Source organism: Pelagibacterium montanilacus (assembly GCF_003992665.1).
Lineage (GTDB): Bacteria > Pseudomonadota > Alphaproteobacteria > Rhizobiales > Devosiaceae > Pelagibacterium > Pelagibacterium montanilacus.
Window position 1 is genome coordinate 127,576 of the sequence record NZ_RZMX01000015.1, and the last position, 12,518, is coordinate 140,093.

At 66.4% G+C, this 12,518-nt stretch carries 9 protein-coding genes; 7 read left to right on the forward strand and 2 right to left on the reverse strand.

All coding sequences use genetic code 11. From position 1 onward, the window contains the following. Nucleotides 1-40: 40 nt before the first annotated feature. A complete protein-coding gene (locus EO136_RS07305; protein WP_246018286.1) occupies nucleotides 41-1,084 on the reverse strand; it encodes a LacI family DNA-binding transcriptional regulator in 1,044 nt (347 codons plus the stop codon). Nucleotides 1,085-1,196: 112 nt separating this feature from the next. Here EO136_RS07305 and EO136_RS07310 point away from each other — a divergent pair, with 112 nt between their 5' ends. From EO136_RS07310 to EO136_RS07340, 7 genes are all read left to right on the forward strand, one after another. Next, entirely contained in the window at nucleotides 1,197-2,204 is a 1,008-nt protein-coding gene (locus tag EO136_RS07310; protein WP_127143813.1) for an aldose epimerase family protein, read from the forward strand. 198 nt (nucleotides 2,205-2,402) lie between these two features. Next, nucleotides 2,403-3,206 carry a GNAT family N-acetyltransferase gene (locus EO136_RS07315; protein WP_164730480.1) on the forward strand — a complete coding sequence of 268 codons (804 nt, stop codon included), beginning with the start codon at nucleotides 2,403-2,405 and terminating at the stop codon, nucleotides 3,204-3,206. 35 nt (nucleotides 3,207-3,241) lie between these two features. Next, nucleotides 3,242-5,968 carry a DNA mismatch repair protein MutS gene (gene mutS / locus EO136_RS07320; RefSeq protein ID WP_127143815.1) on the forward strand — a complete coding sequence of 909 codons (2,727 nt, stop codon included), beginning with the start codon at nucleotides 3,242-3,244 and terminating at the stop codon, nucleotides 5,966-5,968. Next, nucleotides 5,949-8,747, forward strand: coding sequence for a [protein-PII] uridylyltransferase (locus EO136_RS07325; protein ID WP_127143816.1), 2,799 nt, complete (start codon nucleotides 5,949-5,951; stop codon nucleotides 8,745-8,747). Before mutS ends, EO136_RS07325 begins: the two co-directional genes overlap by 20 nt. Further along, nucleotides 8,744-10,306 (forward strand): murein biosynthesis integral membrane protein MurJ, encoded by a 1,563-nt coding sequence (murJ, locus tag EO136_RS07330; RefSeq protein WP_127143817.1) that lies wholly within the window; start codon nucleotides 8,744-8,746, stop codon nucleotides 10,304-10,306. The genes EO136_RS07325 and murJ overlap by 4 nt, the downstream gene beginning before the upstream one ends. 59 nt (nucleotides 10,307-10,365) lie before the next feature. After that, entirely contained in the window at nucleotides 10,366-11,397 is a 1,032-nt protein-coding gene (trpS, locus tag EO136_RS07335) for a tryptophan--tRNA ligase (RefSeq protein ID WP_127143818.1), read from the forward strand. Nucleotides 11,398-11,481: 84 nt separating this feature from the next. After that, on the forward strand, nucleotides 11,482-11,976 hold the full coding sequence (locus EO136_RS07340) for a universal stress protein (protein WP_127143819.1): 495 nt from the start codon (nucleotides 11,482-11,484) through the stop codon (nucleotides 11,974-11,976). Between the two features lie 6 nt (nucleotides 11,977-11,982). On the opposite strand, the gene EO136_RS07345 is transcribed toward EO136_RS07340, so the two are convergent. Continuing rightward, the coding region (locus tag EO136_RS07345; RefSeq protein ID WP_127143128.1) for an IS630 family transposase at nucleotides 11,983-12,518 on the reverse strand (536 nt) is incomplete at its 5' end.

Here is a 12,518-nt window from a genome sequence, read left to right on the forward strand (position 1 = left end):
CGTCAATTCCCCTTGTCTACCAGCGGCGCGCTTTGGTGCGTCAGTCCTCGGCGATGAGGTTGTGTTTCAAGAACAGCCGGATCTCGATCGGGGCCGCCGGCGCCAGGGCGTCCGGGCCCAGAACCAGCCGCCGGGCGGTGGTCCAGACCGCGCGCACTTCCCACAGCGGGCTCTGGTCGAGGACGACGTCGACCCGATCGGCAACCAGCCCGCGCCGGGTCGGGCCGGTCAGCTCATGGGCGATCACCCGCAGCCGGCCGCCAAGGCCCGCATCCTCTATCGCCGCCAGGAGCCCGGCATTGCCGGCCCCGGCATTGTAGAGGCCCGAGAGATCGGGGTGTGCGGCCAAAAGATCGCGCGTTGCCTGGTAGGTCCCCTCATAGGCGTCCTCGCCCTCCACCGGGCCGGCAATGGCAAGGCCGGGAAAGTCGGTCGCGGCGACCGCGCGGAACCCTTCGATGCGGTGGACGTGGTCGCTCAGCCCGAGGGACCCCACCACCAGCCCGATCCGGCCGCCATCTGGGCAGAACCGGCCCATCAGCGCCGCCGCGGTCCGCCCCGCCGCCGCGTTGTCGATGCCCACGAAACCGGCGCGCCCGGACCCGGGCAGGTCCGACACCAGCGTGATAACCGAAATCCCGCGCTCGCGCGCATTGTCCACTGCATCGCGGACCTCGGTTGTGTCGATCGCAACGATCGCCGCGCAGGCGTGCCGGGCCGGATCGAGCCCCTCGATGGCGGCGACCAGAGCGCTGGGATCCATGGGCGGGATGCGCACCAGGTCGAACTGACCGCGCTGGGAGCGCACGTCGCGCCCGCACTGTTCGACCGCTTCGGCGAGCTTGGCCATGAACCGGTTGGTGCCTCCGGGAATGAGAAAGGCGATGCCGATGGTGCGGGATCGCGCGAGCATTGAGGCGCCCAGATCGCGCCGGAATCCCAGTCGGGCGATCGCCGCTTCCACCTTTTCGACCGTGGCCGGGCGCACCCCCGCCCGGCCGTTGAGAACCCGGTCGACCGTGGCCAGCGAAACGCCCGCCGCCTCGGCGAGGTCGTGGACCGTCAGCCGCGGCCCCGGCTTCACATCCAAGATTGCGTCTCCCCGTGTCCCACGCGTAAAACCCGTTCTGAGTAACGTCAGTCATTGCGCGCCCGGGTCGGGGCGTCAAGCAAGCCAACAGGAGATTGGGCCCGAGATGATCGAAACCGACGGGGTAGGTACGTTCGAGGGAAAACGGGTGGACGAGGCGCGTCTGGTCTCGGAAACCGGCGTCGAAATGGCGTTTCTCAACTGGGGGTGCGTCGTGCGCGACTGGCGGGTGCCGGTGGCGGATGGCTTGCGCCAGGTGGTTCTGGGCTTTGAAAGTTTCGAGCCCTATCCCGAACACAGCCCGCACTTCGGCGCCATCTGCGGCCGCGTGGCCAACCGCATCGCCGGCGCGCGATTCGTGCTCGACGGCGACATCTATGAACTCGACGCCAACGAAGCGGGCCATTGCCTGCATGGCGGATTTTCCGGTCTGAGCCGCCGGGTCTGGGATATGGACGTGGACGCCCGAGCAAATGCCGTGCGGTTTGTCCATGAAAGCCCGCATCTCGATTCGGGCTTTCCCGGCGCGGTGCGGATCGAGGCCACCTATACGCTCAAGGGCAACCGGCTCGAACTCGAGCTCGAAGGGCACGTGGACCGCCCTGCCCCGCTCAGCCTCGTTCAGCACCACTATTTCAACCTGGGCCTCGGGCCCGATGTGCTCGACCACACGGTCAGGATCGACGCATCCGCCTATACCCCCCTCGGTCCGACCCTGGCGACGACCGGCGAGATCCGGCCCGTCGACGGCACGCGATACGACCTGCGCACGGGCCGAAACCTCCGCGACCAGTCAGGCAACCCCATCGATTTCGATATGAACCTGGTTCTTCCAACCCGCCGGGACGTCGCCGTCCCTCTCGCCGAGGTCACCGGGCCCGATGGCGCGCTGTGCCTGCGGCTCTGGTCGGACAGGCCCGCCGTCCAGATCTACAATGGGGTGTGGACCGAGTGTACGGTGCCCGGGCACGGGGGGCGGACCTATGGGCGCCATTCCGGGCTCTGCCTTGAGGACCAGTTCTATCCGGGCGCCCTGTCCTGGAAGCATTTCCCTTCGATCATCGTGACCCCCGACGCCCCATACCGGCACTCCATGGCCATCGAGATCGCCTGAGACACCCCAACCCGGTTTCCCTGTCCGCCGGTCTTGCTATGATCGCGCCCGCGAGGGCCGGAAGGCGGGCCTGCCCCGTCCGGTCACACACCAAACGATGAGGCGCGCGTGGACACCAGAGGCGCATTAACAAGCGAGCCGTCTGCGGCGCCCGCGGCGCCGTCGCGGGACGTCCTGGCCCGGCTCGGGCCTCTCGAGGTGAGCCTGGCGCGAACCGCCGCCGAGCTGCGCGCCGCCCAGCGCCTGCGCTACGAGGTCTTCGTGGCTGAACTCGATGCCCGCCCGCCCGGCGCGGATCGGCTTGCCCGACTCGAGGCGGATCGGTTCGACCCCCATTGCGACCATATCATCGTGCGGGACCGCTCCCGCCCGGACGCGGTTGCGGGCGGAGCCATCGTGGGTGCGTGCCGTGTCCAGCCCCCCGAAGCTGCCGGCGAGGGCTTCAGTTCACAGGCCGAGTTCGACATTGCTCCGCTGCTCGCGCGCCACGCCGGGCTGCGGTTTTGCGAGGTCGGCCGCTCCTGCGTCGCGCGCACCCATCGCACCCAGCGCACCATCGAGGTTCTGTGGTACGGGCTCTGGGCCTATGCCTGCCGGGCCGGGATCGACGTCTATTTCGGCACGGCCAGCCTGCCGGGAGCCGATCCCGAGCGCCACCGGGCGGTCCTGGCCTATCTTCATGCCCGGGTCGGCGCGCCTAGAGACTGGGCGGTCGATGCCCTTGGCGGGGGCGCGGTTGCCATGGAGGGACCGACCGGCGGCGCGATGAGCCGTGCCCGGGCCCTGCGTGCCATGCCGCCCCTCCTGCGGGGATATCTGCGGGTCAACGCCCATGTCGGACGCAGCGCCTTTCTCGACACGGCGTTTTCCACCACCGATGTCCTGGTCATCGCGCGGCTGGCCCTGATGCCCACCGGCTACCGCGACCGGGCCCGCAGGGTCACCGGATTGGACCTTCCAAAGCCGTCCAGACCGGTTGGAATTCCCGCCGATTTGCAATAGCGTCGCCCCTTTCCCGCCCTCAGCTATGAGCGCCGATGTCTCAATCCGCATACAAGGCAGACCGGCCCGCGCCTTCGCCCGCCGCGATGACGCCCATGATGGCCCAGTATTTCGAGATCAAGGGCATCAATCCGGGCTTCCTTCTGTTCTATCGCATGGGGGATTTCTACGAGCTGTTCTTCGAGGACGCCGAAATCGCCTCCCGGGCACTGGGGATTACGCTGACCCGGCGCGGCAAGCACCAGGACGAGGACATTCCCATGTGCGGAGTGCCGGTCCACGCCGCGCAGGATTATCTGAGGAAACTGATCGCGCTCGGGCACCGGGTCGCCGTCTGCGAGCAGACCGAAGACCCGGCCGAAGCGCGCAAGCGCGGGTCGAAATCTGTCGTGCGTCGGGAAGTCGTGCGGCTGGTGACCCCGGGGACCCTCACCGAGGATGATCTGCTGCCCGCCAGGGCCAGCAATTTCCTTGCCGCCCTCGCCATGCTCCGGCATGGGGAAGCCGATTTCGCTCTGGCCTGGGCCGATATCTCGACCGGTGAGCTCTTCGTCGCCGATCTGCCCGCCGAGGCGCTCGCCGACGAGCTTGCCCGGCTCGAGCCCGCCGAGCTTCTGGTCAGCGCCAATACCCTCGAGCGGCTCGGGGAAACCCAAGGGGGTGCCCAGCCCTGGCTGTCGGGGGCGACGATCCTCGACGCCGCCGCCTTTGACTCCGAGGCCGGCGCCGAGCGCCTGCGCGCCACATTCGCGCCCGGCGCTCTCGATCCCACCGCCTTTTCCCGCGTGGCCCGGTCCGCCCTCGGCGCTCTTGTGGGCTATGTGGCCGAAACCCAGAAGCAGGCCGGCATCGCGCTGCGCACGCCCCAATCCCAGCGCACCGATGCCCACATGTCGATCGACGCGGCCACCCGCGCTTCGCTCGAATTGCTCACCACCAACCGTGGCGAAGCACGTGGCGCGCTGCTCCATGGCATCGACATGACCGTCACGGCGCCCGGCGCCCGGCTCTTTGCCGCCCGGCTTGCCGCTCCGCTGGTTTCGGCCGCCGCCATCGAAAAGCGGCTCGAGATTGTTGCCAGGGTTTGTGCTGATACCACGCTGGCCGCCCGGCTGCGCACGCATCTCAAGGCAGCCCCCGATATTTCAAGGGCCTTGACCCGGATCGAGCTCGAGCGCGGAGGGCCGCGCGATCTCGCCGCCATCGGCAAGGGTATCGACGCCGCCATCGCGCTGTCGGGTGTGCTTTCGTCACTCGATTCGCCTCCCGAGGGGCTTGCCGCACTGGCCGAGGGCCTCGGGCAGGCGCCCACCGATCTCGCCGGGCTTCTGGGGTCGGCCCTGAGCGCCGAGCTGCCACTGCTCTCCCGGGACGGGGGTTTTGTGGCCGAGGGGTTCGATCCCGAGCTCGACACCCAGCGCGCGCTCGGCCGGGAAACCCGCACCGTGGTGGCCGGCCTGCAGGCCGATCTGTGCACCCGCACGACGATCAAAAGCCTGCGGATCAAGCACAACAACGTCCTGGGCTTTTTCATCGAGGTGCCGGCGGCCCATGGCCCCCGCCTGCTCGAGCCGGACATGGAAGGGGAGTTCATCCATCGCCAGACCATGGCCAATGCCATGCGCTTTACGACAGGGGAACTGGCCGATCTCGAGGGCAGGATCGCCCGCGCTCACCAGACCGCGCTCGAGATCGAAGCCGCCATTTTCGCGCGCCTGCGCGAGGCGGTTCTGGCCAACACCGCCCGATTGCGCGCGCTGGCCGACGCCATGGCCGAGCTCGACGTGCACGCGGCGCTCGCCACCCTCGCGTCCGAACAGGGATACGCGCGGCCCACCATCACCGAGGCCCTGGATTTTGCGATCGAGGGTGGCCGCCATCCGGTGGTCGAGCAGACCCTTGTCCGCCAGGCCAGGAGCTTTGTGGCCAATGATTGCGACCTTTCCGGCCCCCTGGACTCCCAGGAGACCGGTGGCAGGCTCTGGCTGGTCACGGGCCCCAACATGGGCGGCAAGTCCACCTTCCTGCGCCAGAACGCGCTCATCGCCATCATGGCGCAGATGGGCTCCTTCGTGCCGGCCCGCGCCGCGCGTATCGGGGTGGTGGACAGGGTGTTCTCCCGGGTAGGCGCGTCCGACGACATTGCGCAGGGGCGCTCGACCTTCATGGTCGAGATGGTCGAAACCGCCGCCATCCTCAACAGGGCCACCAGCCGGTCGCTGGTCATTCTCGACGAGATCGGGCGGGGCACCGCGACCTTCGACGGGCTCTCGATCGCCTGGGCGTGCGTCGAGACCCTGCACGAGACCACGCGCTGCCGCGGGCTTTTTGCCACCCATTACCACGAGTTGACGGCGCTCGGGGGCATGCTCGACCGGGTGTCCAATCACACCATGAAGGTGCGCGAGTGGGAGGGCGAGGTCGTCTTCCTCCATGAGGTGGTCGCCGGGGTCGCCGACCGGTCCTACGGAATCCAGGTGGCCCGGCTCGCCGGGCTTCCCGCCCCGGTCATCGACCGGGCGCGTGCCGTGCTCGACCTGCTTGAAGCGCGCGGCCAGGCAGATCCCCAGAGCGTTCTGGCCGATCTTCCGCTGTTTGCCCGCGCCTCGGCCCCTCCTCCGGCCCGGTCAGCGCCGCAACCTCGTGATAACCGCTTGCGCGATATGGTATCGGGTGTAAGGCCCGATGACATGACCCCGCGTGAGGCCCTCGAATGGATCTACGGATTGAAAAAGGCGGCCGATGCTGACGACCACCGCTGAAACGCGCCGGCTCAAGAGACAGGCACGAGCGCTCAGCATCGACGCCGAGACCTTGGTTGCCGAGGTTCTCGGACGGCTCGATGGACACGCCCCGGACAGCCCGGCGGCGCGCGCCATGCTGCTCGACGCGGTCAAGACGGCCCTCAAGTCCGCGCGGGACGCCGCCGAGCGCGACCTGCTGGACTCCCACCGGGGCACGCGCTGCGCCCAGGCGATCTGCGCTGCCCAGGACGAGCTGATCCGCGCGGTGCATCTGTGGGCGATCCGCTACGTCTTTCCCAGGGAAAATCCCTCCGAGGCCGAGGCGCTGGCGATTGCTGCTGTGGGCGGCTACGGCCGCGGCACCCTGGCGCCGGGTTCGGACATCGATCTGCTGTTCATCCTGCCCTACAAGCAGACCCCCTGGGGCGAATCGGTCACCGAATTCGTGCTCTACATGCTCTGGGATCTGGGCCAGAAGGTCGGCCATGCCGTCCGCTCGGTCGACGATTCCATCCGCATGGCCCGTTCGGACATGACCATTCGCACCGCGACCCTGGAATCGCGCTTCCTCGCCGGCGAAAAGCGCCTGTTCGACCGGATGCGCGAAAAGTTCGAGGCCGATGTGGTGGCCCATACGGGTCCTGAATTCATCGCCGCCAAGATGGCGGAACGCGACGCCCGGCACGACGCGCAAGGCAACACCCGCTATGTGGTCGAGCCCAACGTCAAGGACGGCAAGGGCGGGCTGCGCGACCTCAACACGCTCTACTGGATCGGGAAATATTTCTACCGGGTCCAGACCTCGGCTGAACTGGTGGACAAGGACGTCTTCTCCCCGGCCGAGTTCCGGCTGTTCCAGCGGGCGGAGGATTTCCTCTGGGCGGTGCGGTGCAACCTGCATTTCCTTGTCGGGCGGGCCGACGACAGGCTGACCTTCGAGGTCCAGCAGGACATGGCCGAGCGTCTGGGCTATGCCGACCGGGCGGGTATGCTCGGGGTCGAGCGCTTCATGAAGCGCTATTTTCTCGTCGCCAAGGATGTCGGCGATCTCACCCGCATTTTTTGCACCTCGCTCGAGTTTGCCCACGCCAAGAAGATCGACGCCTTCGGGCGCATCCTGGGGCCCTTCCGCAAGAAGCGCCGCGCCATCCGGGGCGAGCCCGATTTCGTCATTGAGCACGGCAGGCTCAACATCGCCGATCAGGAGGTGTTCGAAAACGACCCGGTCAATCTCATCAAGATCTTCTGGATCGCGGGGCGCGAGGGGGTGATGTTTCACCCCGACGCTCTCAAGCGCGCCTCGCGCTCCATGCGCCTGATCGACGCCAATCTGCGCAACAGCGAGCGCGCCAACGCCTATTTCCTAGACATTCTCGTCTCGCCCGTTTCGGTCGAGCGTGTCCTGCGGCGGATGAACGAATCGGGGGTTCTGGGCAAGTTCGTCCCCGAATTCGGCAAGATCGTCGCCCTGATGCAGTTCAACATGTATCACCACTACACCGTGGACGAGCACCTGATTCGGGCGGTGGGGGTGATGGCCGAGATCGCCAATGGCGGGCTCAAGGACGAATTGCCCCTCACCCACGAACTGCTTCCCCATCTCTCCGATACCCGCCTGCTCTTTGTGGCGCTCTTTCTGCACGATATCGCCAAGGGCCGGCCTCAGGACCATTCGGAAGCCGGCGAGCAGATCGCGCGCAAGTTCTGCCCTCGTCTGGGGCTGACCGCCGCCGAAACCGAAACCGTCGCCTGGCTGGTGCGCTATCACCTCCTGATGAGCGAGATCGCCCAGGCCCGCGACATCCAGGATCCCGAGACGGCGCGCAATTTCGCCGAGATCGTCCAGAGCCCCCAACGCCTCGCCCTTTTGATGATCCTGACCGCCTGCGACATCCGCGCGGTGGGGCCGGGGGTATGGACCGGCTGGAAGGGCTCGCTCCTGCGCGCGCTCTATTACGCCACCGAGCCGCTGCTGTCGGGCGGCCATTCCCAGGTGTCCCAGTCCGACCGCATCCGGGAGGCTCAGACGACCCTTGGAGGCGCGCTTGCAGACTGGCCGGACGACCGCGTCGAGGATTATCTGGACCGGCACTACCCCAATTACTGGCTGCGCGCCGAGCCCGAGCTTCAGGTCGCCCACGCCAGGATGATCAAGGGGGCGCTCGACCGGAATTCCGAGTTCGCCGGCGCCACCACCATCAAGACCTTCGAGGGGATCACGGAAGTCAGCTTCTATACCCCCGACCACCCGCGCCTTCTCTCGCTGATCGCGGGGGCCTGCACCATGTCGGACGCTTCGATCATCGGGGCCCAGGTCTTCAACACCAAGGACGGGCACGCGCTCGACACCTTCCGGCTGCGCCGGGCGTTCACCACCGACGAGGACGAAAAGGTGCGCGCCGCGCGCATCATCGATACCGTAAGGGCGCTGCTTGAAGGCCGGAAATACCTGCCAGAGGACCTGGGCAGCGATTCGCGCTACAACCGGCGCCTGAAGCCCTTCTCGGTGCCGACCGAGATCTTCATCTCCAACGCGCTCTCCGACAAGTTCACGGTGATCGAAATCTCCGGGCTCGACCGCACGGGCCTGCTCTATCACCTCACCCGCGCGCTTTCGGACCTTAACCTGACCATCGGCTCGGCCCATATCGGAACCTATGGGGAGAAGGCGGTGGACGTGTTCTACGTCACCGATCTCACCGGCGGGAAAATCCAGAACAAGCAGCGCCAGAACCGCATCCGCTCTGCGCTAGAAGCGGTGTTTGAGGCCCCGGCAAGGCGAAAGGTCTCTGCGTGAGCCTTTACCGCAACTTCGTTTCGGTCTCCGGCCTGACGCTGTTGAGCCGGATATTCGGGTTCGGGCGCGACATGATGATGGCGGCGGTTCTGGGGGTGGGCCCGGCCGCCGACGCCTTTTTTGCCGCGTTCCGGTTCCCCAATCTCTTCAGGCGCCTGTTCGCCGAAGGCGCGTTCAACACAGCCTTCGTACCGCTCTTTGCACGCGCGATCGAGCAGGAGGGCGAGGAGGCCGCGCGCGATCTCGCCGGCCGGATCATGTCCTGGCTCGTTCTGGTCCTGATCGTGGTGACCATCCTTGCCGAGATTTTCATGGAGGCGCTGCTTACCCCGTTCGTGCCGGGCTTTCTCGATGACCCCGAGAAATTCGAGCTCACCGTCCTTCTCACACGCATCTGCTTTCCCTACCTCGCCTGCATGAGCCTGATGGCGGCCTATGGCGGCATTCTCAACGGCCTCGACCGGTTCTTTGCCGCCGCATTCGCCCCAGTGCTCTTGAACGTCGCAACCATCATCATTCTCGCCGGCCTGCTGCTGGTCGGCCATGCGGACCCGGCCTTCAATGCAGTCTGGGTCACCATCGGGGTGATGGCGGGCGGCGTCGCGCAACTGGCCCTCGTCGTCTGGGCAGTCCAGAAAACCGGCGTCATCCCCAGGTTCCGCGTGCCCAGGCTGGATCAGGACGTCAAACGGTTCTGGCTTCTGGCGGTGCCGGCGATCCTTGCGGGCGGGATCACCCAGATCAACCTCTTCGTGGGCACGATCATCGCCTCGGGCGCCGAAAGCGCGATTTCCTACCTCTATTATGCCGACAGACTCTACCAGCTGCCTCTGGGCATCATCGGCATCGCCATCGGCGTGGTTCTGCTGCCCGAACTCTCCCGCCATCTCAAGGGCGGCCGGTTCAGCGAAGCGATGGCCGCCCAGTCCAGCTCGCTGCTGATCGCCATGATGCTCAGCCTGCCCGCCGCCACCGCGCTGGCCGCGCTGGCTCTGCCCATCATCTCGGTGCTGTTCGAGCGCGGGGCATTCAGCGCGCTGGCCGCAAGCGAAACCGCACGGGCACTGGTGGCTTTCGCGTTCGGGCTGCCAGCCTTCGTCCTCACCAAGGTGTTCCAACCCGGCTTTTTCGCCCGGGAGGATACGGTCACCCCCACCATCCTTGCGGCGGTGTCGGTGGCCGTCAACATCGCAGTCGCGTTGGCGCTCTTTCCCTCCCTTGCCCATGTGGGGATCGCGATCGCCACCTCTCTGGCCGCCTGGGTCAACATGGTGGCGCTGATCGTCATTCTCTGGCGGCGGGGCCATTTCGCCCTCTCGGCTGCCGATCTGCGCCGTCACGGGCTGATCATCGCCTGTGCGCTCATGATGGCGGCGGTGCTCTACGGCGTTTCGATGCTCGCCGCCCCCCTTCTGGCCGCCTCCGCGCCCACCGCCCTGCGCCTTGCCGCGCTGGCCGGGCTCATCGGGCTCGGGCTTGTCGTCTATTTCGGGTTGGTGCATCTGACCGGAGCCCAGCGCATGGGCGCCCTCCGCGCGCGCTTGCGGCGGGCTGGCTGAACCGCTAAACCCCAGACCGGACCCATTCCTTATCCTCAGATCCCTGGACCTTCTTACTCATGGCGTTCACCAATCGCGTCTTTTCGGGCATCAAGCCTTCGGGCGATCTGCATCTGGGCAATTATCTGGGCGCCATCAGGCGTTTCGTGCCGCTCCAGGAGCAGATGGCGTGCATCTACTGCGTCGTCGACATGCACGCGATCACCGTCTGGCAGGACCCTGCCGATCTCAGGCGCTGGACCCACGAGATTGCCGCGGCCTATATCGCGGCCGGGCTCGATCCGGAGCGCTCGATCATCTTCAACCAGTCCCAGGTCGCCCAGCACGCCGAACTGGCGTGGGTGTTCAACTGCGTGGCGCGCATGGGCTGGATGGCGCGCATGACCCAGTTCAAGGACAAGGCCGGCAAGAACTCCGAGAACGTTTCTCTGGGGCTGTTTGCCTATCCCTCGCTCATGGCCGCCGATATCCTGCTCTACAAGGCCACCCACGTGCCGGTCGGCGAGGACCAGAAGCAGCATCTCGAACTGACCCGAGACATAGCCGCCAAGTTCAATAACGACTTCGCCACCTCGATCGCCGCAGGAGGGCACGATGCGGAGTTTTTCCCCTCGACCGAGCCGATGATCGCCGGCCCCGCCACGCGGGTGATGAGCCTGCGCGACGGCTCGAAAAAGATGAGCAAGTCCGAGATCTCCGACATGGCCACAATCTATTTGATGGACGATGCCGACGAGATCGCCAAAAAGATCAGGAAGGCCAAGACCGACCCCGAGCCGCTGCCAAGCGAGGCCAAGGGCCTCCAAGGACGCCCGGAGGCGTCAAACCTCGTGGGCATTTACGCGGCACTGTCCGATCGCGACATCGATGACGTTCTGCGCGAGTATGGCGGGCAGGGGTTCGGCGGTTTCAAGCCGGCGCTGGCCGAGCTCGCCGTCGAGGTTCTGGCGCCCCAGGCCGCCGAGATGAGGCGGCTGGTCGCCGATCCTGGCCAGATCGACGCGGTCCTGCGCAATGGAGCCGAGCGGGCGCGCGAGATCGCGGCAAAGACCATGGCCGAGGTGCGCGATATCGTGGGGTTCGTGCGCTGAGCAAGGCGATGAAAGCGATGCTTGCACTGCCTGAAAGCGGTGTGGCACCATGGCCCATCATCATCAGCCATCGGAACTTGGCGATTGCCCGACACCAGTGACCGCTACACCGACGAATACAGGCGCAAGTTCCTCGTGGTCGTCGATGAAACCGAAGAGTGCGCCAAGGCGGTGACGTTCGCTGCCCTGCGCGTGCGGCGCACCGGGGGCACGGTGGCGCTGCTCTCGATCATCGAGCCCGACGAGCACCAGCACTGGCTCGGCGTCGAGGAAATCATGCGGGCCGAGGCTCACGAGGCTGCCCAGACCCTTCAGGCCCGCCACGCGGCCCGGATCGCTGCCTTCGGTTCGATCAATGTCGAGCGGGTCATCCGCGAAGGCAAGAAGACCGAGCAGATCGAGGCCCAGATCTCCGAAGATCCGGACGTGGCCATTCTGGTGCTCGCGGCTGCCGATTCGGCGGAAGGGCCGGGCCCTCTGGTGGCCTCGATCGCCGCGCGCGGCGCCAACGCCTTCCGCGTGCCGGTCACCGTCGTTCCCGGAACCATATCGGACAGCGACCTCGCGGCCCTGTGCTAGGCTCTGTCATTTTGTGACGGAAGCATACCCGGCATTTTGGATGTAGTTTGCACATTCGTGTGGGGAGATTGTCTGCACGAGGCGCCCGATGTGTCGCCAGGTTTCATCGACGGTTCGTTTCTGGGCCATACGCATCCAATGCTTTATCTTGGAGAAGGCCTGCTCGATGGGGTTGAGGTCGGGTGAGTAGGGCGGCAGGAACCAGAGCCGTGCTCCCGCACTTTTGATCATCTGCCGGATGATGGCGGCCTTGTGGGAGCCGAGATTGTCCATGACGACGATATCGCCGGGCCGGAGGGTGGGCAGGAGCACTTGTTCGACATAGGCCCGGAACGATGTCCCGTTGATCGGGCCGTCGAAAACGCAGGGCGCGATCAGCCCGTCGCAGCGCAAAGCGCCCAAAAAGGTCATGGTGCGCCAATGGCCGTTCGGGGCGAAGCCGCGCAGGCGTTGACCTCTTGGTCCCCATCCCCGGATCGGAGCCATGTTGGTCTTGATCCAGGTCTCGTCGATGAACACCAGCCGATTGGGGTCCAGATAGG

Bases quoted from the DNA above. Each gene is read 5' to 3' on its own strand.
- EO136_RS07310 (WP_127143813.1), top strand. From the start codon at position 1,197: ATGATCGAAACCGACGGGGTAGGTACGTTCGAGGGAAAACGGGTGGAC.
- mutS (WP_127143815.1), top strand. From the start codon at position 3,242: ATGTCTCAATCCGCATACAAGGCAGACCGGCCCGCGCCTTCGCCCGCC.
- trpS (WP_127143818.1), top strand. From the start codon at position 10,366: ATGGCGTTCACCAATCGCGTCTTTTCGGGCATCAAGCCTTCGGGCGAT.
- EO136_RS07325 (WP_127143816.1), top strand. From the start codon at position 5,949: ATGCTGACGACCACCGCTGAAACGCGCCGGCTCAAGAGACAGGCACGA.